Source organism: Aeromonas enteropelogenes, from assembly GCF_000819845.1.
Classification (GTDB): Bacteria; Pseudomonadota; Gammaproteobacteria; order Enterobacterales; family Aeromonadaceae; genus Aeromonas; species Aeromonas enteropelogenes.
In genome coordinates this window covers 1-25669 of record NZ_CDCG01000028.1, presented here as the reverse complement: position 1 = coordinate 25669, position 25669 = coordinate 1, and the positions used below count along the sequence as shown (strand labels likewise).

Genomic DNA, 25669 nt, shown 5'->3' with positions numbered 1-25669 from the left:
TTTTTGTTGCCTGGTGCCCTGTGACATACGGCGCCGCGAGCCCGGTCGGTGCACCGATATAGACGTGTCTGGAGTGGGGACTGCGAGGCCACTGCCGCAATATAAAATAGTGACTTATCCCCTTGTCCTGGAGGATATATTGATGCGTAAAGGTTTTTATTGTGTTTTGTGTTTGTTAAAAATGATTGAGCTCACGGGATCTGCTGATTAAGCTATGGCGGTTTTTAAGGAAAGAGCCCGTCGGTAGAGCGGGCCGTCACGCTACATGAAACGGAGTTTTGAATGACAGCTAGCACACCCATGTTAATCACCTTCCTGGTGTACATCCTCGGGATGGTGCTGATCGGCTTTATTGCCTATCGCGCCACCCGCAATTTCGACGACTACATTCTCGGCGGCCGCCGCATGGGGAGCTGGGTGACCGCCCTCTCCGCTGGTGCCTCCGACATGAGCGGCTGGCTGCTGATGGGCCTGCCTGGCGCCGTCTTCATCAGCGGCATCTCAGAGAGCTGGATCGCCATCGGTCTGGTCATCGGCGCCTACCTCAACTGGCGCTGGGTGGCCGGCCGCCTGCGGGTGCACACCGAGAAGAACCGCAACGCCCTGACCCTGCCGGACTATTTCACCTACCGCTTCGAGGATCACAGCAAGGTGCTGCGCATCCTCTCGGCCCTGGTGATCCTGCTGTTCTTCACCATCTACTGCGCCTCCGGCGTGGTGGCCGGTGCCCGCCTGTTCGAAAGCACTTTCGGCATGGATTACAACACCGCCCTCTGGGTCGGTGCCGCAGCCACCATCACCTACACCTTCTTCGGTGGTTTTCTCGCGGTGAGCTGGACCGACACGGTGCAGGCGACCCTGATGATCTTCGCCCTGATCCTCACCCCTGTGTTCGTCATCATCGCCGTGGGCGGCATCGACAGCGCCATGGTGGAAGTGGCGGCCAAGAGCGCCAGCAACCTCGACATGTTCAAGAACCTGGACGTGATCGCCATCGTCTCCCTGATGGCCTGGGGTCTGGGCTACTTCGGTCAGCCGCACATCCTGGCGCGCTTCATGGCGGCAGACTCCCACCACTCCATGGCCAGCGCCCGTCGCATCAGCATGACCTGGATGATCTTCTGCCTGGCTGGCGCCGTGGCCATCGGCTTCTTCGGTCTGGCCTACTTCGGCCGCTTCCCGGAAGTGGCCGCCGGCGTTACCGGCAACCCGGAGCGGGTCTTCATCGAACTCTCCAAGATCCTGTTCAACCCCTGGATCGCCGGTGTGCTGCTCTCCGCCATCCTGGCGGCGGTGATGAGTACCTTGAGCTGCCAGCTGCTGGTCTGCTCCAGCGCCATCACCGAGGATCTCTACAAGCCGTTCTTGCGCAAGAACGCCTCCCAGCGCGAACTGGTGTGGGTCGGCCGCCTGATGGTGCTGGCTATCGCCCTGGTGGCCATCGCGGTCGCCATGAACCCGGAGAACCGGGTGCTGGGGCTGGTGAGCTACGCCTGGGCGGGCTTCGGTGCCGCCTTCGGCCCCGTGGTACTCTTCTCCGTGCTGTGGCCGCGCATGACCCGCAACGGCGCCCTGGCCGGCATGCTGGTCGGTGCGGTTACCGTCATCGTCTGGAAGCAGTACGGTTGGCTGGGTCTGTATGAGATCATCCCGGGCTTCGTCTTCGCCAGCATTGCCATCGTGATTGGCAGCCTGCTTGGCGAAGCACCCTCCAAGGCCATGCTGGAGCGCTTCAACGAGGCGGAAGAGGAGTTCAACACCCCGGCTGCCAGCGAAGGAGCCCCGGTCACGGTCAACTAATCTTCAGGGCAGTCTGACGCCCCTCGGCCCCGCCCCGGTCAGGGAGTACCACTTCGGTACCCTTGTCCCGGTTTGGCGGGGCTTGTTGTTATCTGGTTCATCTTCGGACTTTTTTTATGCGCTAACCCGGGTTCCCGGGTGCTGGCTTTCTTTTGTCTTGCCACCGAATATGGGACACTAGGCCCCCTGAAGGAGACCTAGAGCATGCGCCTATTCACCCTGATCCTGCTCCTCCTGCTGGGGGGCCTGCAATATGACCTCTGGCTGGGGAAGAACGGGCTGTCCGATTACCAGAACCTGTCGGATGCGATCTCGCAACAAGAGCGGGACAACCAGGCCCTCAAGGATCGTAACGACCTCATTTACCGCGAAATAGATGATCTCACCTCGGGCCTTGAGGCCATTGAGGAGCTGTCGCGCAACGATCTGGGTTATATCAAGCAGGGGGAGACCTTCTACCGGATCATCCCCAAAGAGAAAGACAGAGAGACAGTACCGGACGATGAGCCCTACCATGACTGATGCAAGCCGCGCCTTCGGTCTGACGGCGATAATGCCGGCCGCCGGGATCGGTAGCCGGATGGGGGCCGACTGCCCGAAGCAGTACCTGCAGCTGGCGGGGCAGACCATTCTGGAACATACCTTGGCGCGCCTGCTCTCACATCCCGCCATCGAGCGGGTGATAGTGGCGCTGGCGCCCCATGACCCCTGGTTCGAGAGCCTGCCCGTCGCCGCCGATCCCCGTGTCATCCGGGTCGAAGGAGGCGCCGAACGCGCCTTTTCTGTTCTCAATGCCCTCCAGGTGGCCGAGGGGGAGTGGGTGCTGGTGCACGATGCTGCCCGTCCCTGCCTGACCCACGGGGATCTCGATGCCCTGATTGCCACCGCCATGAACTGCGGTGGGGCCATCCTCGGCAGCCGGGTGCGCGATACCATGAAGCGCTCGGATGCCGCAGGCAACATCATCGCCACCGTCGAGCGTGAACAGCTGTGGCATGCCCTCACCCCGCAGATGTTCCCCACCCGCACCCTCAAGCGGGCGCTGGAAGAGGGGTTGATGCTGGGGGCCACCATTACCGACGAGGCCTCCGCCATGGAGCGGGCCGGCTTCCCGGTGCGCATGGTGGAAGGGCGCGCCGACAATATCAAGGTGACCCGGCCGGAGGATCTTTCCCTGGCCGGGCTGTTTTTAAGCCAGCAGGCATAGCCCGCGAATTCGAACAAATAGGCCCAAACAAGGAGCGCACATGATCCGGATTGGACATGGTTTTGATGTACACAAATTTGGCGGGGAAGGCCCCTGCATGCTGGGCGGGGTCGCGGTGCCGTATGAACAGGGTCTGCTGGCCCACTCCGATGGGGATGTGGTGCTGCATGCGGTGAGCGATGCCCTGCTCGGTGCCATCGGCGCCGGTGACATCGGTCGCCACTTCCCCGATACCGCCGCCGAATTTAAGGGGATCGACAGCCGCATCCTGCTGCGGGATGTCTTTGCCCGGGTGCAGCGGGCGGGTTATGCCATCGGCAACCTGGACGTGACCATCATCGCCCAGGCCCCCAAGATGGCTCCCCACATCGACGCCATGTGCGCCGTGCTGGCTGCCGATCTGCAATGTGATTTGAACCGGGTGAACGTCAAGGCGACCACCACCGAACAACTGGGATTCACGGGGCGCAAGGAAGGGATCGCCACCGAAGCCGTCGTCTTACTGGTGAAACAATAATGTTGGAACAGCTTAACTATCTGCACGGAACCCCCACCGCCCACGGCATCCTCAAGGCCGAGGCCAACGATTTCGTGGTGATCGAGGATCTCGGGTTCGAGCCTTGCGGGGAAGGGGAGCACATCTTCGTGCGGGTGCGCAAAACCGGCGAGAACACCGCCTGGGTGGCGGGGCTGCTGGCCGATGCCGCCGGGGTCGCGCGCAATGCAGTGACCTGGGCAGGCCTGAAGGATCGCCACGCGGTGACCGAGCAGTGGTTCGGCATCCACCTGCCGGGCAAGGCCGAGCCGGACTTGTCGGTCATCGAGAGCGACAGCATCCAGATCCTGGAGGCCAAACGCCACAACCGCAAACTGCGGGTGGGCTACCTCAAGGGCAACCACTTCACCCTGCGTCTGACCGGTTTGACCCGGGCCGACGGGCTGGTGTCCCGCCTGCAGGCCATTGCCGCCCAGGGGGTGCCGAACTATTACGGCGAGCAGCGTTTTGGCCGGGAAGGCAACAACCTGGAAGCGGCCAAGGCGATGTTTGCCGGCAAGCGGATCAAGGATCGCAACAAGCGCTCCCTCTACCTCTCCGCCGCCCGCAGCATGCTGTTCAACGCCATCGTCAGCGCCCGCATCGAGCAGGGGCTGGCACACCAGCTGCTGGCCGGTGACTGCGTGATGCTGAGGGGCAGCCACTCCATCTTCAGCGAAGAGAGCGTGACCCCCGAGCTGGCAGCGCGCCTCGCCGCCGGTGACGTGCAGCTGACCGCCCCCATGTGGGGTCGTGGCCGGCTGGCGAGCCAGGGAGCGGCAGCCGAGTTCGAGCAGGGAGTGCTGGCGCCTTACAGCGACTGGTGCGAGGGGCTGGAGAAGGCCGGGCTGGATCAGGATCGCCGTCCGCTGCTGCTCAAGCCGGAACAAATGAGCTGGCAGCTGGAAGGCGATGCGCTGACCCTGTCGTTCTTCCTGCCGGCGGGCGCCTTTGCCACCAGCGTGGTGCGGGAATTAATGCAGGCCGAAGAGGCCGATCATGGTTTCAGGAAGCAGACCGATGCGAATTCTGGTCAGTAATGACGATGGTGTGCATGCCGAGGGCATTCGTGTGCTCAGCGAGGCGCTGGGCGCCTGTGGCGAGGTCATTGTGGTGGCGCCGGATCGCAACCGCAGTGGCGCCAGCCACTCACTGACCCTGGAAGTGCCGCTGCGGGTCACCCGCATCGGCGAGACCGGGTTTCATGCGGTGAAGGGGACGCCGACCGACTGCGTGCATCTGGCAGTCAACGAGCTGGTCCGCCCTGAGCCCGACATGGTAGTGGCGGGGATCAACCACGGTGCCAACCTGGGGGATGATGTCATCTACTCGGGGACGGTGGCGGCCGCCACCGAGGGGCGCCACCTGGGGTATCCCTCCATCGCCATCTCCCTGGTGGGCAAGACCCATTTCGCCACGGCAGCCCACTATGCGGCCCTGCTGGTGAAGGGGTTGATGAAGTATCCGTTGCCTGCCGACCAGATCCTCAACGTCAATGTGCCGGATCTGCCCCTCGACCAGATCAAGGGGATCAGGGTGACCCGCCTTGGCAACCGCCACCGGGCGGAGTCGGTGATTTGCACCGAGGATCCCCGTGGCCAGCCCATCTACTGGATTGGCCCCCCCGGCAGCCAGCAGGATGCGGGCGATGGCACCGACTTTGCCGCCATCGAACAGGGTTATGTCTCGATTACCCCCTTGACCATCGACATGACTGCTTATGACAGTCTGGCTGGGCTGGGTGCATGGCTAGATATGCAGGGATGAGGGTGTGATAGTTCAGCGCCTTTTAAATCAACTCATTGCACAGGATATTCGCGATTTTCGCGTGTTGGCGGCGATCGCGAAAGTGCCGCGCCAGCTGTTCGTGGACGAGGCCATGGCGCACAAGGCCTGGGATAATACCGCCCTGCCCATCGGCCACGGCCAGACCATCTCGCAACCTTACATGGTGGCGCGGATGACCGAGCTGCTGATGCAGAACAATCCGGCCCACGTGCTGGAGATTGGCACTGGCTCAGGGTACCAGACGGCGATCCTCGCCCATCTGGTAGAGCATGTTTACACGGTCGAGCGGATCAAGTCGCTGCAGTTCCAGGCCAGGCGCCGTCTGCGCCAGCTCGATCTGCACAATGTCTCGGCCAAACACGGCAACGGCTGGCTGGGTTGGCCCAGCAAAGGGCCGTTTGATGCCATTCTGGTCACCGCCGCGGCGAGCGAGATCCCCGCGGCCCTCACCGACCAGCTGGCCGAAGGGGGGCGTCTGGTGTTGCCGGTGGGCGACAAGCAGCAAACCCTGCAACTGATTGAGCGCGCCGGTTCCCAGCTGACCAGCCGGATCCTGGAGCCGGTGCGCTTTGTTCCCTTGATAGATGGAGATGTTGAGTGAAGCTGTTTTCCCGTTTGTACGTGATGGTGATGCAGTGGGCGCGCCACAAATACGCCCCCTGGTATCTCTCCGTCACCGCCTTTATCGAGTCGGTGTTCTGGCCCATCCCGGTGGATGTGATGCTGGCCCCCATGGCGCTGGCCAAGCCGCATAAGGCGTGGCATTTCGCCACCCTGGCGACCCTCTTCTCCGTACTGGGCGCCCTGTTTGGCTATGCCCTGGGTTATGCCCTGTGGGATCCCGTGGTCCAGCCGCTGGTGGCCTCCGTCGGTTACGAAGGCAAGATCGCCATCGCTCGCCAGTGGTTCGAACAGTGGGGCATCTGGGTCATTTTTATTGCCAGTTTCACGCCCATCCCTTACAAGGTATTCACCGTGACCGCCGGACTGTTGCAAATGGCTCTGGTGCCCTTCATCATCACCTCGCTAATCGGGCGTGGTATGCGCTTCTTCCTGGTTGCGGGCCTGATGCGCTGGGGCGGGGAGAAGATGGAACGCAAGCTGATGCACTATGTGGATGTGCTCGGTTGGCTCTGTATCGGTCTGGCCGTCGTGGCCTATTTCTGGTTTAGTCGTTAAGGATCCATTATGCGTTCGCGTATTTGGCAAGGAAGCAGTGTGGTCATGCTCTCATGGCTGCTGCTTGCCTGCTCCTCCAGTAAAAATGCGGCTCCGGTGGATGGTGTGGGGGGCGACCCCTTTGTCTCGACCATCCCGGTTCGCCAGGCGGGGACTCCGAACCGCGCGCCCATCACGGGCAGCAGCTATGTGGTAAAGCGGGGAGATACCCTTTACTCCATCGCCTTCAATTCGGGCAATGATGTGCCGTCGCTGGCCAGCCTCAACGGCATCAGTCCTCCCTACAACATCTATCCGGGCCAGCAGCTGCGCCTCGATGCCTCCAGCTCCGGCGCCATGGCCAGCCGCAGCACCAGCACCTATCAGGTACGCCGTGGCGATACCCTGAGCAGCATTGGTCGCCAGTTCGGTACCACGCCCCAGGAGCTGGCCCAGCGCAACAATCTGAGCGCCCCCTATGCACTGCAACCGGGCCAGGTGCTCACCGTACAATCAGCCGCCAATACGGCTCCCCAGATGGTGGCGGCCACCAAACCTGTGACCCAGCGTCCGGCAGGGGCGAGTGGTAGTGCTGGTCAGACCACGCCGTTCGTTTCTCAGAAATCCGTTGCCGAGGCTCCACCGAAAGCATACGCTCAGGCAAAAGAACAAAAAACAACCAGCTCCCAGTCACGACTGGCGTGGCACTGGCCCGCCAAAGGCCGGATTGTTGAAGGCTTCTCCGTTGCCGAACAGGGTAACAAGGGGATCGACATCGCCGGCCAGAAGGGGCAACCCGTCTACGCCGCCAGCGGCGGCAAGGTGGTGTATGCCGGAAGTGCACTGAGGGGTTATGGCAAGCTGATCATCCTCAAGCATGATGATGACTATCTTTCCGCCTATGCCCACAACGACGAGTTGAAGGTACGGGAAGGGGATAGCGTCAAGGGGGGGACAGTGATTGCCAACATGGGCAGCACGGACGCGCCGGATGTGCGATTGCATTTCGAGATCCGGTACAGAGGCAAGTCGATCAATCCGATGAGCTATTTGCCAAAGCGTTAATCCCAGAGAGTCTGTCTTACTCTGGTAACGTCAGGGAGACACACCATGAGCCAAGAACAACTGGTAATGCAGGATGCAGAATTAGAGTTTGACGCCGAATCCGAGTCTCAAGAAGAAGTTGAGGAGTTGCAGGAGGTAGCCGCCGAGGCGGAAGAGACTATCTCCGATGAGTTGCTGGCACCGGAACTGAACAAGGTGATGGACGCCACCCAGCTCTATCTGGGGGAGATTGGCTTCTCCCCCCTCCTCACCGCCGAAGAGGAAGTCTATTACGCCCGTCGTGCCTTGCGGGGCGACAAAGCCGCCCGCAAGCGCATGATCGAGTCCAACCTGCGACTGGTGGTCAAGATCGCCCGTCGTTACAACAACCGCGGCCTGGTGCTGCTGGATCTCATCGAAGAGGGCAACCTCGGTCTCATCCGCGCGGTCGAAAAATTCGATCCGGAGCGCGGCTTCCGCTTCTCCACCTATGCCACCTGGTGGATCCGCCAGACCATAGAGCGGGCCATCATGAACCAGACCCGTACCATTCGTCTGCCCATTCATGTGGTCAAGGAGTTAAACGTTTACCTGCGCACCGCGCGCGAACTCTCTCATCGCCTCGATCATGAACCGACCGCCGAGGACATTGCCCAGGCGCTCGATCGCTCGGTGGACGATGTGAACCGCATGCTCAAGCTCAACGAGAAGATCACCTCGGTCGATACCCCGATTGGTGGCGATCGCGACAAGGCGCTGCTGGATGTGCTCTCTGATGAACGTGGCATGGGCCCTGAGCTGGAGTCCCAGGATGACGACATGCGCGCCAGCATAGTGCACTGGCTGGAAGAGCTGAATCCCAAGCAGCGTGAGGTGCTGGCCCGTCGCTTCGGTCTGCTCGGCTATGAGCCGGCGACCCTGGAAGACGTGGGGGCCGAGATTGGCCTGACCCGCGAGCGGGTGCGCCAGATCCAGGTGGAGGGGCTGCGCCGTCTGCGGGAGATCCTGCTGAGTCAGGGGCTCTCCATCGAGGCGCTGTTTCGCACCAACTAACCGTCGGCAATAGCAATGACACGAGGGGAGCCATGGCTCCCCTCGTTGTTATCTGCACTTTGCAGTGGCTTGCCCGTTACACCAGCTCAGCCAGCATGGTCTCGGCATAGGGCACCAGCGCCTCGCCATTCTTCACCTTGTCGAGATAGTCCGGGTTGGCGATCAGCGGTCGGCCGATGGCCACCAGATCGAAGCGCTCGGCCTTGATGGCCTGTGCCGCCGTCTCGGCGCTGTAGTTGCCAACCCCCACCAGATTGCCCTGATAGTGGCTGCGCAGGTAGTCGGAGGCGCGGCCGTCCAGATAGTCGAAGGTCAGGCTGTCATCGAAGATCCCGAGGTGGATATAAGCCAGCGTGCGCTGGTTCAGCTCGGCCAGCAGATGGTCGAACACGGCGCGATCTTCCGGGCTACCCGCCAGATGAACATAGGCCCCCGGGGAGAGGCGCAGGCCGACCCGCTCACCACCGATGCGCGCGCTGATGGCATCCACCACCTCCAGCGCGAAGCGGCTCATGTTGGCCGGGTTGCCACCGTACTCATCGCTGCGCAGGTTGGAGGAGTGATGCAGGAACTGGTCGATGAGGTAGCCGTTGGCGCCGTGGATCTCGACCCCGTCGAAGCCCGCCTCGATGGCGTTGGCGGCGGCCTGGGCATAATCCTGCACCAGCTGGGCGATCTCGGCCAGGGTCAGGGCGCGGGGCACCTGATAGGTCAGCTCGCGCATGCGCGGCACAGTGCCTTCATGGGCAACCGCAGAGGGGGCCAGCACTTCGCCGTGGTGGAAGAAGGGGTGGGAGAGGCGACCCACATGCCACAGCTGGGCGAAGATCTTGCCACCCTTGGCGTGCACGGCGCCGGTCACCTTCTTCCAGCCCTCGATCTGGGCCTGGCTGAAAAGACCCGGGGTGTTGGGATAGCCCTGACCGTCCGGGCGAATGATGACGGCTTCCGAGATGATGAGGCCGATATCGGCGCGCCGGGCGTAGTAGGCCGCCATCTGTTCGGTCGGTACCAGGCCGGGGCCCGCCATGCAGCGAGTCAGGGGTGCCATCATGAAGCGATTGGCGAGGGTGAGGGTGTCGTTGAGACGATACGGCTGAAACAGGGTGTTCATGATAGATTGTCCTGAGCGAGTTATTCTTGAATGTGCATTCAATTCGTTTTTGCGGACGGGCGCAAGCTTTTTTTGAATGCTCGTTCAACATGGTTGGCCTTGCCCTGCTGCTGGGGTAAACTTGCCGCCCTTTGCCAAGCACTCTTGAATCGGCAGGTGTCAGCGCCCTTGCCGGTGAACCATTTCCCAGGGGAGGATCCATGCGTATTGCCGAGTTTGATCGGGACGAGGTGTTGCGAAACGCCATGGAGGCATTTCGTGCCAAGGGATATGCCAAGACCACCATGCAGGAGCTGGTGGCCGCTACCGGCCTGCACCCGGGCAGCATCTACGGCGCCTTTGGCAACAAACGCGGCCTGCTGCTGGCGGCGGTGGATCACTACGTGGAAGGCAAACGTGCCCAGCGCCGTGCGCTGCTCGACAACCCGAGCCCTCTGGCGGGGCTGGCCGCCTATCTTGAGCGGGTGGTGAGCGAGGCCCTCTGCGGGACCTGCCTGGTGACCCGTACCATGATGGAGCTGAGCGAGCAGGATGAAGAGCTGACCCAGCGGGTGAAAGTCATCTATGGCGAAATGGAGCAGGATCTGGCGGCGCAGCTGAAACAGGCCCAGGCTCTCGGTGAGCTGGCGGCCGAGCGGGATATCCCGACCCTGACCGCCTTCTTGCTGATCAACATTCAGGGCCTGGTCACCTTTGCCCAGTGCCGCCCGGATCGCCCCCTGCTCGACGGGGTCGTCACCCAGCTGATCAACGCCCTGCGAGCGTGATGAGACGCAGCAAAAAACAATGGCTCCCCAGGGAGCCATTGTTGTTTAGGAGGCTGTTACTCCGGGCTCACCAACTCCTTCATCAACTCTTTTAGCCACACCAATGCCGGTTGCTGCGCATGCACGGGGTGCCAGACGCAGTTGAGGTGGTAGTCCGGCACGTCCTCGGGCAACGGCAGGCTTTTCAGTGGCCAGTGGCTGGCGAGCAGTTCGGCCACCATGCTCGGCAGCACCAGCAGGTGATCGCTCTGGCTGACGATGGCGGCGGCGGACATATAGCTCTGGCTGTTGACCGAGATGGTGCGACTAAAGCCCAGGCTCTTGAGGTAGCGATCCAGGCTCGCCTCCGAGGTGCCGAGCGGCGAGTGAAACACATGAGGCATCGCGATCAGCTGCTGCAGGGTGATGCGCTCTTCCCAGCTGGAGGGGTCATCCTCTGCTCCTGCGGGGCCCGATTTGGGGATGGACAGATCGGCACTGACCAGACCAGCCAGAGGCTCGGTGAGCCAGGTCTCTTTGCCGAGATACCCCGGCACCTGCATGTATTCGTCAAACCCCAGCACCAGATCGATCTCGCCGCTCGCCAGCTCCGCCTCCGGCAGGGTGTCGCGCAGGATGCGGATCTCGATGGTGACCCAGGGCGCCAGTACCTTGAGGCGCTGGATGAGGGGCGGGATCAGTACGCACTCCACATAATCCGTGGTGCAGAGCACAAAGCGCCGTCTGGAGAGGAGTGGCTCGAACTCCTCTTCTTCACTGAGCTGTTGCTCCAGCAGCCGCAGCGCCTGCTGTACCCCCAGATGCAGCCGCTGGGCGCGCGACGTGGGCAACATGCCCTGCGGGGTGCGCACCAGTAACGGGTCGCCGAAAAAGGTACGCAGCCGACCGAGGGCGTGGCTCATGGCAGGCTGGCTGATAAACAGGGTTTCGGCGGCGCGGGTGACGCTGCCCTGTGTCATCAGGGCGTCAAAGGCGAGCAGCAGATTGAGGTCGAGCTGGTGCAGTTTCATCAAGATTATTTGCAGTGTTTATGGGACAATCCATCCTATTCATTTGATGGATGGGCGTACAACTTTTTACACTGCGACCCACTCTTATTTTTCCCTGGTTCCCGTGCAAATAGGGGGCCTCAATCCATGCAAGGAGCCTTGCGATGAGCATCAAGACCATCAACTCCACTCCGGCCGCCGACGGCTTCACCATGCCCGCCGAGTGGGCGCATCAGCAAGCTGTCTGGATGATTTGGCCGTTTCGCCCGGACAACTGGCGCGTCGCCGGCCGCTTCGCCCAGGCCACCTTCGCCAAGGTAGCTGACGCCATTGGGCAAGCTACCCCGGTCTTTATGGGGGTTCCTGCCCAGTTTATGGAGCAGGCGCGCGCCGTCATGCCCGCCCACGTCACTTTGGTCGAGATGAACAGCGATGACTGCTGGGCCCGCGACACAGGTCCCACCATAGTCACCAACGCGGCCGGTGAGTGCCGCGGCGTGGACTGGGGCTTCAACGCCTGGGGCGGCCACAAGGGTGGTCTCTACTATCCGTGGGATCAGGACGAAAAAGTGGCGGCCCAGATGCTGGAACAGCACGGCATGGATCGCTACGACGCGCCGCTCATTCTGGAAGGGGGCTCCATCCACGTCGACGGCGAAGGCACCTGCATGACCACCGCCGAGTGCCTGCTCAACGAGAACCGCAACCCGGATCTCACCAAGGAGCAGATCGAAGCACACCTTCGCGACTATCTCGGCGTCACCAGCTTTATCTGGCTGGACGAGGGCGTCTACATGGACGAAACCGACGGCCACATCGACAACATGTGCTGCTTCGTTCGCCCGGGTGAAGTGGCCCTGCACTGGACCGACGACCAGACCGATCCCCAGTACGCCCGCTCCGTGGCCGCCCTCAAGGTGCTTGAGGCCGCCGTCGACGCCAAGGGGCGCAAGCTCAAAGTATGGAGGCTGCCCCAGCCGGGCCCGCTGTTCTGCACTGAGGAAGAATCCGCCGGTGTCGAGAGCGGCACCGGTGTACCGCGCGAGGCCGAAGGCCGTCTGGCCGGCTCCTACGTGAACTTCCTTATCACCAACGATCGCATCGTCTACCCGCTGCTCGACGCCGCCACCGACGGCGAGGCCCAGCGCATCCTGGAAGAAATTTTCCCGCAGCATAAAGTGGTTGGCGTGCCGGCCCGCGAGATCCTGCTGGGCGGTGGCAATATTCACTGCATTACCCAGCAAATCCCTTCAGGCAAATAAGCCGCAGGGAAGAGTGATAGACCAAACCCCACGCCGTGGGGTTTTATCTCTCGATAAGTGGGTGGCCGAACATAGCTAAGCAGCGGTTACCCTCGCAAGCAATCACAACGCGGTGTCTGCCCTGCTGCGCGGATATCGCCAAACCGTCACCCTTTTACAGGAGATCCCCAATGATCGAAGTGACTGAAGTTTCCATTGCCGAGCTGCGTGCCGCGCTCGAATCCGGCCGCACCACGGCGGTCGAACTGGTCAAGGCCTACCTGGCCCGCATCGCGGCCTATGATGGCCCCGAGACTGCCACCAAACTCAACGCTGTCGTGGTGCGCAACCCCGATGCCCTGAAAGAGGCGCAAGCGTCCGATGCCCGCCGCGCCCGTGGCGAGACCCTGGGGCCGCTGGACGGCATTCCCTACACCGCGAAAGACAGCTACCTGGTCAAGGGGCTGACCGCCGCCTCCGGCAGCCCGGCGTTTAAAGATCTGGTGGCCCAGCGTGACGCCTTCACCATCGAGCGGCTGCGCGCCGCCGGTGCGATTTGCCTGGGCAAAACCAATATGCCGCCCATGGCCAACGGCGGCATGCAGCGCGGCGTCTATGGCCGCGCCGAGAGCCCCTACAACGCAGACTACCTGGCAGCGCCGTTTGCCTCCGGCTCCTCCAACGGGGCCGGTACTGCCACCGCCGCCAGCTTCTGTGCCTTTGGTCTGGCTGAAGAGACCTGGTCGAGCGGCCGGGGCCCGGCCTCCAACAACGGGCTGTGCGCCTATACCCCGTCCCGTGGCGTCATCTCGGTGCGCGGCAACTGGCCGCTGACCCCGACCATGGACGTGGTGGTGCCCTATGCCCGCACCATGAGCGATCTCTTGGCAGTGCTGGAGGTGGTGGTGGCCGACGATAGCGAGACCCGTGGTGATCTGTGGCGCATGCAGCCCTGGGTCTCCATCCCCAAGGCCTCCGAGGTACGTCCGGCCTCTTACCTGGATCTGGCCGCCAAGGCCGATGCCCTCAAGGGCAAGCGCTTCGGCGTGCCGCGCATGTTTATCAACAAGGATGAACTGGCCGGCACCAGCGAGAATCCCGGCATCGGTGGCCCGACCGGTCAGCGCATCCACACCCGCGAGTCGGTGATTACCCTGTGGGAGCAGGCTCGTCAGGCGCTGGAAGCCGCCGGCGCCGAAGTCATCGAAGTGGACTTCCCCCTGGTCTCCAACTGCGAAGGGGACAGACCCGGTGCGCCGACCGTGTTCAATCGCGGCATCGTGAGCCCTGAGTTTCTCAACGACGAGCTGTGGGAGCTCTCCGGCTGGGCGTTCGACGACTTCCTGCGTGCCAACGGCGACCCCAAGTTGAACAAGCTCGCCGATGTCGACGGGCCCAAGATCTTCCCCCACGATCCGGGCACCCTGCCAAACCGCGAGGGGGATCTCGCCGCCGGTATGGACGAGTACGTCAATATGGCCAAGCGCGGCCTGAAATCCTGGGACGAGATTGCCACAGTGCCGGATGGCCTGCGCGGCCTTGAAAAGACCCGCAAGCTGGATCTGGAGGACTGGATGGACGGGCTCAAGCTCGACGCTGTGCTGTTCCCCACCGTCGCCGACGTCGCTCCGGCTGATGCGGATGTGAATCCGGCCTCCGCCGATATCGCCTGGAGCAACGGCATTTGGGTCGCCAACGGCAACCTCGCCATTCGCCATCTCGGCGTGCCGACCGTCACCGTCCCCATGGGGGTGATGGCCGATATCGGTATGCCGGTGGGCCTGACCTTCGCTGGCCGCGCCTATGACGACAACAACCTGCTGCGCGTCGCCTCGGCCTTCGAGTCCACCGGCAGCAAGCGCCAGGTGCCGCCGCGCACGCCGCCGTTGGGGTGATTGCTTTTAGTACTAAATAGCCAAGGGTAGTCTGGTGATAATAAAATAAGATCCCCCCGTTATACGGGGGATCTTATTCTCTATAGTCATCAGGGTCATAAGAAGGCTCTTGAAACGTTATCTCGGCGCTATCTATATCTAGAGAAATTAGGGTATCAGTGAATTCAATTTCTTCTACTGTCGCACGTGCAGCAAGCTCGTCGTCATAATTCAGCTTTACATAGACAAACGTTTCTTCTTTATGCTTGGCACGTAACTTATCGGTTACTATAAATAGATATTCTTTGTCTTCAGGATCCCATGGGGAATTTTCATAGTTTGCAACTGCGTACTCTGCAGTGACCAGCATTTCTATCGTTAATTCATACGTTGCGCTATGAGAGCTGACTTCTATAATGTTGTTGTCTATTATATTAACTTGGTTGACAACTATGCTATCAATATCAGCATCTAAGTAGTCACTACTTTCCGGATAAAACTCCATATCTGAAAGCTTGGAATGGAGCATTTTTATAATGTCTAGTTCTAGTCTGGTGAAAACCTTATCAGCAAAAGATACTGGTTCACTTAGTTCAGCTTCGTTTCTTATAACTAGATTAATTAGCTCATCAACAGTATTGAGATGAACGATATTATCATGTCGCTCTGCATATGTTTTCATATCACCATCGCAGCTGATTACATAAAGAAGATGATTTCTTTCCTCACTTATTTTACGTACAGCCTCTAAAACAAATGCATCGGGAAATTCATTCTTTTTATTACCCCCGCTGAATGGTGGCAACTCATTGAAGTAATTTTCGAAAACAATTGATGTGTCAACAATGTTTATTGGAACTGTTTCGGCCTTGCTAACCTCTAAGAATTTATCAAATGCTCCTATTAAAATGTTGCTGATGTCTTCTTCTTTTAAATCTGAAAATATACCGTGGCAATCAAGATTTGGAGTGTTTCTGAGTATCATGGCATCTTTTTGAGCTTTTTTGATTGTACTAACTGCTTTTTTTGCTTTCTCATTTAGATGCTTTTTTACTTCTAGGATTGTTATTTCCGTTGTTAGTAAATGTAATTTTCTTTCTTCTAAGTAACCACATAATTGGTCTAATTTATGAGAGCTGAATTGAAAATTCTTGTTTTCAAATGCTGATGTATCAATGAATACTAGCCTGCTTTGAAGTTCTGGGGTCATAAGCGCTCAGAATATTTGTATAAAGAGTAGGTGCAAAGTTATACCTCATGTCTTAATAGTCAATAAGAGGGGCTAAATTTTGGCCTTTTTATGATGCTCTTCACACAATTATCTTCTGCCTCTAATCGTTGTAGCACTTGGGTGGCTGCTGAGAAGTTGTTGATGCCCAAGAAAAGATTCTGGGGAAAAGATTCTGGGAGAAAAGATTCTGGGACACCCACCATTTTGACAGGGGCGTCGCGGTCTGCTTGGCTTGAAGCCTCACTGCCGAGGAACTTGCCATGACCATCGCCCGCTCACGTCAAATCAGTCTGCAGGATACGCCCTACTACCACGTGGTGAGCCGCTGCGTGCGGCGGGCTTTCCTGTGTGGGGAAGATGCCCACTCGGGGCAGAGCTACGAGCATCGTCGTCAGTGGGTGGTCGACAGGCTGGGCCAGCTGTCGCGGCTCTTTGCCATCGGCATCTGCGCCTATGCCGTGATGAGCAACCACTATCATCTGGTGCTGAAAGTGGATGCAGAGCAGGCGCAGGGCTGGAGCAAACGGGAGGTGGCCGAGCGTTGGGCCGGGCTGTTTCAGTGGCCGCTGCTGGTCCGCCGCTGGTATCAGGGGGATGCCCTGATTGAGCCAGAACTCGCGGTAGTGCAAGGGTTGATAGAGGAGTGGCGTGGCCGACTCTACTCCATCAGCTGGTTCATTCGCCTGCTCAACGAGGGGTTAGCTCGCCAAGCCAATCAAGAAGATAGCTGCAAGGGCCACTTCTGGGAGGGGCGCTTCAAGAGTCAGGCCCTGCTGACAGAGTCGGCGCTATTGGCCTGTATGACCTATGTGGAGCTCAACCCAGTGCGAGCAAAATTGGCTGAGAAGAAGATTCTGGGACACCCACCTTTTTGACAGCCGTGTGAGGCTCTGCTTGGCTTAACCGAAACGCAGAGGGAACTTGCCATGACCATCGCCCGTTCACGTCAAATCAGTCTGCAGGATACGCCCTACTACCACGTGGTGAGCCGCTGCGTGCGGCGGGCTTTCCTGTGTGGGGAAGATGCCCACTCGGGGCAGAGTTACGAGCATCGCCGTCAGTGGGTGGTGGACAGGCTGGGCCAGCTGTCGCGGCTCTTTGCCATCGGCATCTGCGCCTATGCCGTGATGAGCAACCACTATCATCTGGTGCTGAAAGTGGATGCAGAGCAGGCGCAGGGCTGGAGCGAGCGGGAGGTGGCCGAGCGATGGGCCGGGTTGTTCCAGTGGCCGCTGCTGGTGCGACGCTGGTATCAGGGGGATGCCCTGATTGAGCCAGAGCTCACGGTGGTACAAGGGCTGATAGAAAAGTGGCGTGGTCGACTCTACTCCATCAGCTGGTTCATTCGCCTGCTCAACGAGGGGCTGGCTCGCCAAGCCAATCAAGAAGATAGCTGCAAGGGCCACTTCTGGGAGGGGCGCTTCAAGAGCCAGGCCCTGTTGACAGAGTCGGCGCTATTGGCCTGTATGACCTATGTGGAGCTCAACCCGGTACGAGCAAAATTGGCTGAGACACCGGAGGAGAGCGACTACACCAGCATCAACCAGCGCTTGGGTCGTACCCAGGCCACCGAACTGCCACCCCTGCTGCTCCCGTTTGTTCAAAAGGGTGAACCCCGGTCACTCCCTTACACCTTCACCGACTATCTGATTCTGGTCGACTGGACCGGCCGTGCCATCCGGGGTGACAAGCGGGGTTATATTCCCGAGGCGCTTTCCCCCATCTTGCAACGGCTGCAACTCAACGGTGAAGACTGGCTCAAGCAGGTGATGCTGTTTAAACGAAGCGGTATCCGGGCCATCGGTCACTGTGTGGCTCGTGAGCGCTACGCCCACCACTGTGGACAGCGACGATGTCATCAGCCAATTCACTGATTTCACTCCAAATCCACCTACAACCTGGTATGTCCCATGACACCAGCGTTATTGGCTGGCCGTTATCTGGCTCTTCTTTCGGCGCCTTCCATATCTCGCCCTGAAATGGTGACGATTCTGGCTGTATCCTGCTGAAACCACACCACCAGCCGATTAGATCGGTCTTCACTACAGAGATAGGTAGAAAAGTGGGTGTCCCGAACAAGAGGCCCCCAAAAAAGGGGGTGCCCGAACAAGAGGCCAAAGCGCCAGTAACAAAAACGCCCGATTGGGCGTTCTTTTTTATGGAGGCGGGGTGTTAGCGTCGTCCTTTGCTGCCTTTATTGCCCCCCAGAGCCTGGCGTCTGGCCTTCTGCTTCTGGGCCCCCTTGCCATTGCGGCGCGGGGTGGGGATATCGCGGGTGAGATCCGGCTCAAAGCCCGGGAACCACTGCTGGGGCAGACGGGTGTCGAGCACCGCCTCGACTTTTTCCAGCAGTGGCGTGTCCTCCGGGCTGAACAGTGTGATGGCGAGTCCCTTGTTGCCGGCGCGACCGGTGCGGCCGATGCGGTGCACGTAGTCCTCGGCTACAAAGGGAAACTCCATGTTAATCACATAGTTGAGATCGCTGATATCGAGCCCGCGTGCCGCCACGTCGGTGGCCACCAGGGCCTGCAGGGTGCCAGCGCGAAACTCGATCAATACCTTCTCCCGCGCGCTTTGCGACAAGTCCCCGTGAAAGGCCAGCGCATTGAAGCCCGCCTTGCCAAGCTGCTGGGCCAGCTTGTCGGCTCCCTGGCGGGTGCGGCTGAAGATCAGCGCCGGCGCCCACCCCTTCGCCTTGATAAGGTGCTGCACCAGCTCTACCTTGCGCTCGCTGTCCACCGCATAGACACGCTGCTCCACCTCGGCCGCCGTGGTGTTGCGCGGTGCCACTTCAATCAGTTCGGGGTCGCGCAGCAATACCTTGCTCAAGGCAAACAGGTTGTCATCGCAGGTGGCGGAGAAGAGCAGGGTCTGGCGATCCTTTGGCAGGAATTTCAACAGCGCCTTGATTTCGTCCATAAAGCCCATGTCGAGCATCCTGTCGGCCTCGTCAAACACCAGATGGGCCACAGATTCCAGGCTCACTGCCCCGTGGCGAAGATGATCGAGCAAACGGCCCGGGGTGGCGATCAGGATATCCACACTCGATTTGAGTGCCTCCACCTGGGCGGCGATGCTGACCCCGCCGTAGACGAGGGTGCTGGTCAGATCGATTCCCTGCCCGTAGCGTTCGACGCTCTCATGCACCTGCACCGCCAACTCGCGGGTCGGCACCAGCACCAGGGCACGCACCGGGCGCGTCTTGTCGGTTGGCATCTTTTGCAGCTGTTCAATCAGCGGCAGCACAAAGGCGGCAGTCTTGCCGGTGCCGGTCTGGGCGCCCGCCAGCAGATCCCGCCCCGCCAGAATGGCGGGGATCGCTTGTGCCTGAATAGGGGTGGAGGAGGCATAGCCCAGCTCATTCAGGGTCTGAAGCAGATGGGGGGAGAGAGCCAGTTCGGCAAAAGAAGCAATAGACATAAGGGCACCAGATAGGGGTTATCGCGGCCGGCGGCCACGACGGAAACAGTCACAATGGCCGCGATGGTAGCAGAGCCGCCTCATCGGCAGAAGCTGGCTGGGCAGAGGGCTCGCGGATCAGGCGGATCTCCTGCCCTTCATACCAGGCGATATTGTGCTTGCCGTGCTGTTTTACGTGATAGAGCAGCTCATCGGCCAGGTGCACGGCCTCCGAGACCGTCAGATAGTCGCGAATGCGGATGATGCCGGCCGAGAAGGTGATGGGGGTCGGCAAGGCGGGGATTGCCAGTGGCTTGGCCAGCAGACGGGCCGCCGAGTGGCGCATCATGTCGTCATCCCCCATCCCCTTGAACAGTACGATAAACTCTTCGCCTCCCCAGCGGATGGCGGAATCTATCTTGCGGGTATTGTCCTCCAGATGGCGAGCGAAGGCAGCCAGCGCTTGATCGCCCGCGTTGTGGCCATAGATGTCATTGATTGACTTGAAGTTGTCGATATCCAGCAGCATCAGGTAGTCGTGCTCGTGTAACCGTGCCGGGTTAAGCACATCGCGCCTTGGCAAGCGGGTCAGCTGATCGGTATAGGCCAGGGTGCGCACGCGCTGGTAGAGCTGCTTGCCGATGACCATGATCAGCAGCAACAGGATCAGATAGACCTTGAAGGCGGCACTGTGCAGCGTCACCTTGATGAAGTCGAGCCAGGAATATGCCCATTTGAGGTAGAGAATGGTCCCGGCCTTGGTGCGCATAAAGGGCTGGCTCAGGCAGATATGTCTGGCGGGGCAGGGCTTGGCAGCATCAAAGGAGATCGCGGTGCGTGTCGGGTTGAGTTCGTTGAACGGGCGCAACACATCCTCGAAGGCTTTGTCGACGGCGATGTCGATCCCGAGCAACCCATATTTGGCATCGCTTCTCTTCTGCTCCAGCACGAAGGGGAAGAACATCACTATAGTGTTGCGCAGGGTGAAACTGTCAACCTCGATATCCGAGACGAACGCCTCGTCCTTGCTGCACAGCGTGTGCTTGGTGATGAAGTCGGTGCAGCCAAAATAGTGATGCCAGGGCGCAAACGCCCTCATATTGGAGCCAATGGGCGTCAGTTTGGTCGGCAGCACATCGTCATTGGCCACCATGCCGAGCAGCCGGTAGTCATTCCAGATGGTGTAGATATTGATGACCTCCGGATAGGAAAGGGCATAGCGGAAGGTGTTGAGAATATTGGCGGCCGGATATTGCAGCGGGATATCGGCAAAGCGGGCCTTGCTCTCGATATCGTAGCCATAGAGGTAGTTGGTGCCCTCTTCACTCTTGGGGTTCCCTTGCTCCAGAGCGTGGTGCTGTTCGAGATAGTGGGTGATGTTCTCCACCTTGAGGATCTTGGCCCGCTGGTAGAAAACCTCGAACACGTTGTCTTGCTTGGCCGTGATGAGGTCCATGTCGTGACGGATGTTCAGATAGGTGTAGTAGAACACGCAAGCAAGGCCGGTCAGGATAAGCAGGATCACTCCCAGCAGTGCCGGTTTGGGATGATGAAAGCGAACCTGGTTCCGGATCATGGCCGGGGCTTCTCCTCGGGAATGAGTGTGATGAGTCAAGTACAGCACTGATCGGAAATGAAGTCCGTGTGGCTGGAGTATATGCCACCGGCACCCCGCTAGAATCCACTGTCAATCCTTGCCCCAGGCTGAAGCGATCGGTTATTCGATGAGGATGACGCTGTCGCTGGCCAGATGATGCAGCCACTCCCGGATGATCAGCAGCGTTGCAGCAAAATCGGTATCCTGTGGCAGCTGGCTGGCAACGAGGGGATCCCCTTCCGCCATGGCGGCCAACTGGCCGAAGATCAGCTCGATGTGCTCCCGGCTCAGTTGGTGCGCCCCCAGCACTGGCGTCAGTGAAGGCTGGCTGCGTACCGCCAGCGGCACCCCGGACGGGATCCGGAGGGCGATGCGCATCAGCTCATCCTCCACCACCATGATGGCGCGCTCCAGTTCGAGCGGGGTGGGCGGGGCATGTCTGAAGGGCCCGGGCTGGATGGCGCGAATGCCAAAGGCCAGCGAAATTGGGGCAAGGGTGGCGTCCCACAGATCAAGGCGGACCTGGCTGCTCTTTTCACCGATCTCCAGCAGCAGGCAGTCAGTGCGGGGTGTGGATAGGGGCATAGCAACGCCTCCTGCAGTGAACAATGTGGGGTGGTCAGTCGCTTGAGGGTATCGACTGGCCGTTTGATGAGCAATTTTTCTGCGAGCCAGGACTCACTTTACGGCTTTTTCCTTGCAAACGATCCCGATGGTGACAGTCTGGTTGGCCAAATGGTGTCGCCATTTTCTTCGTTTCTACCAGATTCAGGAGATTCAATATGGACATTCGTACCGCACCTCGCGCCCTTGCTCTCGCCTTTATGTTGGCCAGCGGTGTCGCCGCCGCCAACGAGGCGCTGGTGTTTCAGACCGATTTCGGTCTCAAGGATGGCGCCGTGTCGGCCATGAAGGGGGTGGCCTTCGGGGTGGATCGTACCCTGCGGCTCTATGACCTGACCCACGAGATCCCGGCTTACCACATCTGGGAAGCCTCCTACCGCCTCTATCAGACCCTGCAATATTGGCCGAAGGGTACCGTTTTTGTCAGCGTGGTGGATCCCGGCGTGGGCACGGATCGTAAGTCAGTCGTGCTCAAGACCAAGAGTGGCCACTATATCGTCTCGCCGGACAACGGCACCCTGACTCTGGTGGCCGAGCACTTCGGCATCGATCAGGTGCGCCAGATCGATGAGAAGCACAATCGTCTCAAGGGGTCCGAAAAGTCTTACACCTTCCACGGCCGCGATGTTTACGCCTATACCGGGGCCCGGCTTGCCTCCGGCACCATCAGTTACGAGCAGGTGGGGCCCAAACTGCCCGCCGAGGTGGTGACTATCCCCTATCAAGCGGCGGTGGCCGAGAAGGATGGCACCCTCAAGGGCACCATCCCCATTCTGGATGTGCAATATGGCAACGTCTGGAGCAATATCGACGACGCCCTGCTGACCAAAGCCGGGATCGACAAGGGAGACACCGCCTGCATCGCGATTAGCCAGGGGGATGTCGTCAAATATGATGGCAAGGCCCCCTACGTCAGCAGCTTTGGCGATGTGCCGGAAGGACAGCCGCTGGTTTACCTCAACAGCCTGTTGCAGGTCTCTGTGGCCCTCAACATGGATAGCTTTGCCACCAAATATCAGGTGGAGTCCGGGGCCAACTGGCATATCAGTCTGAAGAAGTGTTCCCCATAAACACGAAGCATAAATAGCAACGGGCGCTGCGGCGCCCGTTTTTCATCGCAGGATTGGCCTGCCTCAGAACTCGTTGGAGAGCGCCTTGTAGCCTTTGACCAGATCGATGTTGGTGTGGGCCACGTCCTCCGAGAATTCGGCGGCATCGACCGACACCCGGGGGATGTGGGTCAGATCGCTCTGCTGGTTGATGCGGGTGGTGGAGGGGACATAAAACTCCGGCGGCAGATCGCAGCCATCAATGACCGAGTTGTGACGCACCACGGCGCCGTCACCGATATGGCAGTTGAACAGCACGGTATTGAAACCGATGAAGACCCGATTACCCACCTCGCAGGGGCCATGCACGATGGAGCGATGGGCGATGGAGCTGTATTCGCCTATGGTGACGGCAGCGCCGGATTTGGAGTGGATTACCACCCCGTCCTGAATATTGGAGTTGGCGCCGATGATGATGGGCTCCATGTCACCGCTCTCATCCACCTCGTCGGCACGGATCACCGCATAGGGGCCGACGAACACATTCTCTTTGATGATCACCTTGCCGCAGATGATGGCGGTCTTGTCGATATAGGCAGATTCGTCGATGACCGGCAGGTGGCCGGAGGGATTCTTGCGGATCATGTTACATCCTGTGGTTGCCATGAAGGATTGTCAGCTGGTGGACGGGGAGTCTACCGGTTGGCCAGCTTACGCCTCGATATCGCCTTGGGAAACCCCTCACTGGTCTGACCCTTGTCACGTTCCGGCCCGGAGTGGCTGTTGCCTGCCGCCTTAATATGGGAGCATGGGTCAACAGGGGTGACATTTGGAGCATCCCCAAACGCAAGTGGCCGCGAGGAATAACACCAAAATGAAGAAGATGATTGGGTTGCTGATGGGAGGCCTGCTGTTCTCCGCTGCCGTGCAGGCCAAAGGGGAAGCGGGGGAATTTGACTACTACGCTATGGCGCTCTCCTGGTCGCCGCAGCATTGCGCCGTAAAACCGGCCGATCGGGAGCAGTGCACCCGTCAGCTGGGATTCGTGCTGCACGGGCTTTGGCCGCAATATCAGCGGGGTTACCCGAGCAACTGCACCGGCGAGCAGCTCTATCCCGGGATGGAGGAGGCTTTCCCCGGGCTCTATCCCAGCCGTTTTCTCTATCGCCATGAGTGGGAGAAGCACGGCACTTGCTCCGGTCTCACCCAGCAGCAGTTCCATCAGCTGGCCAGCGATCTGCGCCAGCGGGTGAGCATCCCGGCCGCCTATCAGTCCCCCGAGGTGCCGCTGCGCAAGAACAGCTTCCAGCTCAAGGCGGATCTGGCCACGGCCAACGACTGGCTGGCGCCGGACACCATCACGATTGCCTGCGCCGACGGGGGGCGTTTCCTGCGGGAGATCTATGTCTGCATCAATAAGGAAGGGACGGAGGCGGTTCCCTGCTCGGACGAGATGCAAACACGGGAGCGCCGCTCCTGTGGCCAGCCGGACTTCCTGCTGCGCAGCGTTCGTTGATACCCCCACATCAGGCTCCTCGCGGGCCTGATAAACACCACCTTCGGAAAGGAATCTGAATCATGGGCGAGGTGAAACAGTTTTCGGCGCAGGAACGTGGCCTGCTGCTCGGCGTAAAGGGGGTCGGACCTACCGTGATTGGCCGACTCGAACAGTTGGGCTATCACAGTCTGAGTGAACTCGCGAAGGCCGATAGCGGCCATATCGTCACGTTGGTGGCCGGCATGCTGGGCTCGACCTGCTGGCAGAACAGCCCGCAAGCTCGCGCGGCCATTGAGGGCGCCATTGCGCTGGCTCGTCGCCAGAGCGCCGACACTCCTCCCCAGGCCAACGAGGAGGCTCGCCCATGAACCGGTTTGTCGAACTGGGGCTGCGTTACCCCATCATTCAGGCACCCATGGCGGGTGTGCAGGATCATAGCCTGGTTATCGCCGCCTGCCGTGCCGGCACGCTGGGCTCTCTGCCAGCCGCCATGCTCAATGCCGAACAGCTATATAAAGCACTGACGGCCATCCGCGCCGCAACTGACGCTCCCTTCAACGTCAATTTCTTCTGCCATCGGCAAGCTGACCCTGACCCGCAGCAGATGCTGCGCTGGCAGCAGGCTCTGGCACCTTACTATGCCGAATTGGGCATCAGTGCAGAGGAGGCAGTCGTAGCTCCAAGCCGGGCTCCCTTCAATGCCGGACATGCAGCCCTGCTTGCAGAGTTCAAACCGGCGGTCGTCAGTTTTCACTTCGGTCTGCCCGAGCCCGAACTGCTGGCCCGAGTGAAAGCCATGGGGGCGTGCGTACTGGCCAGCGCCACCACAGTGGCCGAGGCGCAGTGGCTGGCCCGCCATGGCGCCGATGCCATCATCGCCCAGGGGCTGGAGGCCGGCGGCCATCGCGGCCATTTCCTCTCCGACGATCTCGACCAGCAGCAGGGCACCTTCACCCTGTTGCCGCAGATAGTAGAAGCAGTCGATCTGCCGGTGATTGCCGCAGGAGGGATCGTCGATGGTAAAGGCATTCAGGCGGCGCTGGCGCTGGGAGCGAGCGCGGTGCAGATGGGGACGGCATTTTTGTGCAGCCAGGAGGCCACCACCTCGGCACTGCATCGGGCGGCGCTACATGCTCCCGGCAGCCATCATACCGTCCTGACCAATCTGTTCAGCGGCCGTCCGGCCAGAGGCATCGTCAACCGCCTGATGCAAGAACTAGGGCCCCTGTCAGACTTGGCGCCCGATTTCCCCTATGCCGGTGGCGCTCTGGCGTCGCTGCGTGCGGCGGCAGAAAAAGCGGGAGACAGCAGCTTCTCACCACTGTGGGCTGGGCAGAATGTGTCGGGTTGTCGTGAGCTACCGGCCGGGGAACTGATCGCCCGTTGGGTGCAGGAGGCCGGATTGGCATAAGCCTTCTATATTCGGAGTCCTGCCGATGAGCTGGGTGGACGGGCTTGGGGAGTGCTGCGTTGCTGCATATTTAATCTAAAAGCAGGTTGGCTGTGGATAAAATTGTATAAATCCTGTGTGTTGATATGAATAACTAAAAAAGTGCGCTTTTTTGCAATTTTATTGCATTGAGGTCCTTGCCAATGTGATCAATCTCTCTATAATGCGCCTCCATCGACACGGCAAGCGGCAACGCAAACAGCCGGGTTGATAACCTCGAAAAGCCTTTGCAAATAAGGCTTGACTCGAGA

The 25669-nt window shown here is 60.0% G+C and carries 25 protein-coding genes and 1 pseudogene; 19 read left to right on the top strand and 7 right to left on the bottom strand.

Translation table 11 applies throughout. From position 1 onward, the window contains the following. Nucleotides 1-282 precede the first annotated feature (282 nt). The 10 genes from putP to rpoS all read left to right on the top strand — a co-directional run bounded on the left by putP (nt 283) and on the right by rpoS (nt 8585). Entirely contained in the window at nt 283-1800 is a 1518-nt protein-coding gene (gene putP, locus BN1123_RS10495; RefSeq protein WP_042026888.1) for a sodium/proline symporter PutP, read from the top strand. A gap of 204 nt (nt 1801-2004) precedes the next feature. Further along, nucleotides 2005-2322, top strand: a complete 318-nt coding sequence (gene ftsB, locus BN1123_RS10490; RefSeq protein WP_042026886.1) for a cell division protein FtsB — start codon at nt 2005-2007, stop codon at nt 2320-2322. Then, the gene (ispD, locus tag BN1123_RS10485) at nt 2315-3007 is read left to right on the top strand and encodes a 2-C-methyl-D-erythritol 4-phosphate cytidylyltransferase (RefSeq protein WP_042026885.1); all 693 of its coding nucleotides are present in this window, start codon (nt 2315-2317) and stop codon (nt 3005-3007) included. The genes ftsB and ispD overlap by 8 nt, the downstream gene beginning before the upstream one ends. A gap of 40 nt (nt 3008-3047) precedes the next feature. Next, nucleotides 3048-3524 carry a 2-C-methyl-D-erythritol 2,4-cyclodiphosphate synthase gene (gene ispF, locus BN1123_RS10480; RefSeq protein WP_042026884.1) on the top strand — a complete coding sequence of 159 codons (477 nt, stop codon included), beginning with the start codon at nt 3048-3050 and terminating at the stop codon, nt 3522-3524. Continuing rightward, nucleotides 3524-4582 carry a tRNA pseudouridine(13) synthase TruD gene (gene truD, locus BN1123_RS10475; protein WP_042026882.1) on the top strand — a complete coding sequence of 353 codons (1059 nt, stop codon included), beginning with the start codon at nt 3524-3526 and terminating at the stop codon, nt 4580-4582. The genes ispF and truD overlap by 1 nt, the downstream gene beginning before the upstream one ends. Next, nucleotides 4563-5309: a 5'/3'-nucleotidase SurE gene (surE, locus tag BN1123_RS10470; RefSeq protein ID WP_042026881.1), complete on the top strand. Its 747-nt coding sequence runs from the start codon at nt 4563-4565 to the stop codon at nt 5307-5309. Before truD ends, surE begins: the two co-directional genes overlap by 20 nt. 4 nt (nt 5310-5313) lie before the next feature. Further along, a complete protein-coding gene (locus BN1123_RS10465; RefSeq protein WP_026456796.1) occupies nt 5314-5931 on the top strand; it encodes a protein-L-isoaspartate(D-aspartate) O-methyltransferase in 618 nt (205 codons plus the stop codon). Then, nucleotides 5928-6509, top strand: a complete 582-nt coding sequence (locus tag BN1123_RS10460) for a YqaA family protein (RefSeq protein ID WP_026456795.1) — start codon at nt 5928-5930, stop codon at nt 6507-6509. Before BN1123_RS10465 ends, BN1123_RS10460 begins: the two co-directional genes overlap by 4 nt. Nucleotides 6510-6518: 9 nt before the next feature. Beyond that, nucleotides 6519-7553, top strand: a complete 1035-nt coding sequence (locus BN1123_RS10455) for a LysM peptidoglycan-binding domain-containing protein (protein WP_042026880.1) — start codon at nt 6519-6521, stop codon at nt 7551-7553. A 45-nt stretch (nt 7554-7598) separates the two neighbouring features. After that, a complete protein-coding gene (rpoS, locus tag BN1123_RS10450; protein WP_042026879.1) occupies nt 7599-8585 on the top strand; it encodes an RNA polymerase sigma factor RpoS in 987 nt (328 codons plus the stop codon). A gap of 76 nt (nt 8586-8661) precedes the next feature. Here rpoS and BN1123_RS10445 read toward each other — a convergent pair whose 3' ends face one another. Beyond that, entirely contained in the window at nt 8662-9699 is a 1038-nt protein-coding gene (locus BN1123_RS10445) for an alkene reductase (protein WP_042026878.1), read from the bottom strand. A 200-nt stretch (nt 9700-9899) separates the two neighbouring features. On the opposite strand from BN1123_RS10445, the gene BN1123_RS10440 reads away from it, so the two are divergent. Next, the gene (locus tag BN1123_RS10440) at nt 9900-10466 is read left to right on the top strand and encodes a TetR/AcrR family transcriptional regulator (protein ID WP_042026876.1); all 567 of its coding nucleotides are present in this window, start codon (nt 9900-9902) and stop codon (nt 10464-10466) included. Between the two features lie 56 nt (nt 10467-10522). On the opposite strand, the gene BN1123_RS10435 is transcribed toward BN1123_RS10440, so the two are convergent. Continuing rightward, on the bottom strand, nt 10523-11476 hold the full coding sequence (locus BN1123_RS10435) for a LysR family transcriptional regulator (RefSeq protein ID WP_042026874.1): 954 nt from the start codon (nt 11474-11476) through the stop codon (nt 10523-10525). Nucleotides 11477-11619: 143 nt separating this feature from the next. Between BN1123_RS10435 and aguA the strand changes: the two genes are divergently transcribed. Together aguA and BN1123_RS10425 are read left to right on the top strand one after the other, a co-directional pair. Further along, entirely contained in the window at nt 11620-12717 is a 1098-nt protein-coding gene (gene aguA, locus BN1123_RS10430; RefSeq protein WP_042026873.1) for an agmatine deiminase, read from the top strand. 170 nt (nt 12718-12887) lie between these two features. Further along, on the top strand, nt 12888-14591 hold the full coding sequence (locus tag BN1123_RS10425; RefSeq protein ID WP_042026872.1) for an amidase: 1704 nt from the start codon (nt 12888-12890) through the stop codon (nt 14589-14591). Nucleotides 14592-14664: 73 nt separating this feature from the next. On the opposite strand, the gene BN1123_RS10420 is transcribed toward BN1123_RS10425, so the two are convergent. Beyond that, on the bottom strand, nt 14665-15780 hold the full coding sequence (locus BN1123_RS10420; protein WP_042026870.1) for a PIN domain-containing protein: 1116 nt from the start codon (nt 15778-15780) through the stop codon (nt 14665-14667). 281 nt (nt 15781-16061) lie between these two features. Here BN1123_RS10420 and BN1123_RS10415 point away from each other — a divergent pair. Together BN1123_RS10415 and BN1123_RS10410 are read left to right on the top strand one after the other, a co-directional pair. Further along, nucleotides 16062-16649 (top strand): annotated as a pseudogene (locus BN1123_RS10415) (transposase); the annotation flags it as partial. 78 nt (nt 16650-16727) lie between these two features. Beyond that, nucleotides 16728-17675 (top strand): transposase, encoded by a 948-nt coding sequence (locus tag BN1123_RS10410; RefSeq protein WP_042026869.1) that lies wholly within the window; start codon nt 16728-16730, stop codon nt 17673-17675. A gap of 298 nt (nt 17676-17973) precedes the next feature. On the opposite strand, the gene BN1123_RS10405 is transcribed toward BN1123_RS10410, so the two are convergent. The 3 genes from BN1123_RS10405 to BN1123_RS10395 all read right to left on the bottom strand — a co-directional run bounded on the left by BN1123_RS10405 (nt 17974) and on the right by BN1123_RS10395 (nt 21382). Further along, the gene (locus BN1123_RS10405; protein WP_042026868.1) at nt 17974-19221 is read right to left on the bottom strand and encodes a DEAD/DEAH box helicase; all 1248 of its coding nucleotides are present in this window, start codon (nt 19219-19221) and stop codon (nt 17974-17976) included. A gap of 49 nt (nt 19222-19270) precedes the next feature. Continuing rightward, entirely contained in the window at nt 19271-20776 is a 1506-nt protein-coding gene (locus tag BN1123_RS10400) for a GGDEF domain-containing protein (RefSeq protein WP_042026867.1), read from the bottom strand. 141 nt (nt 20777-20917) lie between these two features. Next, complete coding sequence (locus BN1123_RS10395; protein ID WP_042026865.1) at nt 20918-21382, bottom strand: hypothetical protein; 465 nt, start codon at nt 21380-21382, stop codon at nt 20918-20920. A gap of 197 nt (nt 21383-21579) precedes the next feature. Here BN1123_RS10395 and BN1123_RS10390 point away from each other — a divergent pair, with 197 nt between their 5' ends. After that, nucleotides 21580-22491 carry an SAM hydrolase/SAM-dependent halogenase family protein gene (locus tag BN1123_RS10390; RefSeq protein WP_042026862.1) on the top strand — a complete coding sequence of 304 codons (912 nt, stop codon included), beginning with the start codon at nt 21580-21582 and terminating at the stop codon, nt 22489-22491. Between the two features lie 63 nt (nt 22492-22554). Here the strand turns inward: BN1123_RS10390 and BN1123_RS10385 are convergent, their stop codons facing one another. Then, nucleotides 22555-23115, bottom strand: coding sequence for a gamma carbonic anhydrase family protein (locus tag BN1123_RS10385; protein ID WP_026457421.1), 561 nt, complete (start codon nt 23113-23115; stop codon nt 22555-22557). 229 nt (nt 23116-23344) lie between these two features. On the opposite strand from BN1123_RS10385, the gene BN1123_RS10380 reads away from it, so the two are divergent. From BN1123_RS10380 to BN1123_RS10370, 3 genes are all read left to right on the top strand, one after another. Next, nucleotides 23345-23986 (top strand): ribonuclease T2 family protein, encoded by a 642-nt coding sequence (locus BN1123_RS10380; protein WP_042026859.1) that lies wholly within the window; start codon nt 23345-23347, stop codon nt 23984-23986. A gap of 62 nt (nt 23987-24048) precedes the next feature. After that, nucleotides 24049-24336 (top strand): Pathogenicity locus, encoded by a 288-nt coding sequence (locus BN1123_RS10375; protein ID WP_042026857.1) that lies wholly within the window; start codon nt 24049-24051, stop codon nt 24334-24336. Further along, a complete protein-coding gene (locus BN1123_RS10370) occupies nt 24333-25379 on the top strand; it encodes an NAD(P)H-dependent flavin oxidoreductase (RefSeq protein WP_042026856.1) in 1047 nt (348 codons plus the stop codon). Before BN1123_RS10375 ends, BN1123_RS10370 begins: the two co-directional genes overlap by 4 nt. Nucleotides 25380-25669 lie beyond the last annotated feature (290 nt).

Excerpts from the sequence above, each read along its gene's own strand:
- putP (WP_042026888.1), top strand. The coding sequence starts at position 283 with ATGACAGCTAGCACACCCATGTTAATCACCTTCCTGGTGTACATCCTC.
- ftsB (WP_042026886.1), top strand. The coding sequence starts at position 2,005 with ATGCGCCTATTCACCCTGATCCTGCTCCTCCTGCTGGGGGGCCTGCAA.
- ispD (WP_042026885.1), top strand. The coding sequence starts at position 2,315 with ATGACTGATGCAAGCCGCGCCTTCGGTCTGACGGCGATAATGCCGGCC.
- ispF (WP_042026884.1), top strand. The coding sequence starts at position 3,048 with ATGATCCGGATTGGACATGGTTTTGATGTACACAAATTTGGCGGGGAA.
- truD (WP_042026882.1), top strand. The coding sequence starts at position 3,524 with ATGTTGGAACAGCTTAACTATCTGCACGGAACCCCCACCGCCCACGGC.
- surE (WP_042026881.1), top strand. The coding sequence starts at position 4,563 with ATGCGAATTCTGGTCAGTAATGACGATGGTGTGCATGCCGAGGGCATT.
- BN1123_RS10455 (WP_042026880.1), top strand. The coding sequence starts at position 6,519 with ATGCGTTCGCGTATTTGGCAAGGAAGCAGTGTGGTCATGCTCTCATGG.
- rpoS (WP_042026879.1), top strand. The coding sequence starts at position 7,599 with ATGAGCCAAGAACAACTGGTAATGCAGGATGCAGAATTAGAGTTTGAC.
- BN1123_RS10445 (WP_042026878.1), bottom strand. The coding sequence starts at position 9,699 with ATGAACACCCTGTTTCAGCCGTATCGTCTCAACGACACCCTCACCCTC.
- BN1123_RS10440 (WP_042026876.1), top strand. The coding sequence starts at position 9,900 with ATGCGTATTGCCGAGTTTGATCGGGACGAGGTGTTGCGAAACGCCATG.
- BN1123_RS10435 (WP_042026874.1), bottom strand. The coding sequence starts at position 11,476 with ATGAAACTGCACCAGCTCGACCTCAATCTGCTGCTCGCCTTTGACGCC.
- aguA (WP_042026873.1), top strand. The coding sequence starts at position 11,620 with ATGAGCATCAAGACCATCAACTCCACTCCGGCCGCCGACGGCTTCACC.
- BN1123_RS10425 (WP_042026872.1), top strand. The coding sequence starts at position 12,888 with ATGATCGAAGTGACTGAAGTTTCCATTGCCGAGCTGCGTGCCGCGCTC.
- BN1123_RS10420 (WP_042026870.1), bottom strand. The coding sequence starts at position 15,780 with ATGACCCCAGAACTTCAAAGCAGGCTAGTATTCATTGATACATCAGCA.
- BN1123_RS10410 (WP_042026869.1), top strand. The coding sequence starts at position 16,728 with ATGACCATCGCCCGTTCACGTCAAATCAGTCTGCAGGATACGCCCTAC.
- BN1123_RS10405 (WP_042026868.1), bottom strand. The coding sequence starts at position 19,221 with ATGTCTATTGCTTCTTTTGCCGAACTGGCTCTCTCCCCCCATCTGCTT.
- BN1123_RS10400 (WP_042026867.1), bottom strand. The coding sequence starts at position 20,776 with ATGATCCGGAACCAGGTTCGCTTTCATCATCCCAAACCGGCACTGCTG.
- BN1123_RS10395 (WP_042026865.1), bottom strand. The coding sequence starts at position 21,382 with ATGCCCCTATCCACACCCCGCACTGACTGCCTGCTGCTGGAGATCGGT.
- BN1123_RS10390 (WP_042026862.1), top strand. The coding sequence starts at position 21,580 with ATGGACATTCGTACCGCACCTCGCGCCCTTGCTCTCGCCTTTATGTTG.
- BN1123_RS10385 (WP_026457421.1), bottom strand. The coding sequence starts at position 23,115 with ATGATCCGCAAGAATCCCTCCGGCCACCTGCCGGTCATCGACGAATCT.
- BN1123_RS10380 (WP_042026859.1), top strand. The coding sequence starts at position 23,345 with ATGAAGAAGATGATTGGGTTGCTGATGGGAGGCCTGCTGTTCTCCGCT.
- BN1123_RS10375 (WP_042026857.1), top strand. The coding sequence starts at position 24,049 with ATGGGCGAGGTGAAACAGTTTTCGGCGCAGGAACGTGGCCTGCTGCTC.
- BN1123_RS10370 (WP_042026856.1), top strand. The coding sequence starts at position 24,333 with ATGAACCGGTTTGTCGAACTGGGGCTGCGTTACCCCATCATTCAGGCA.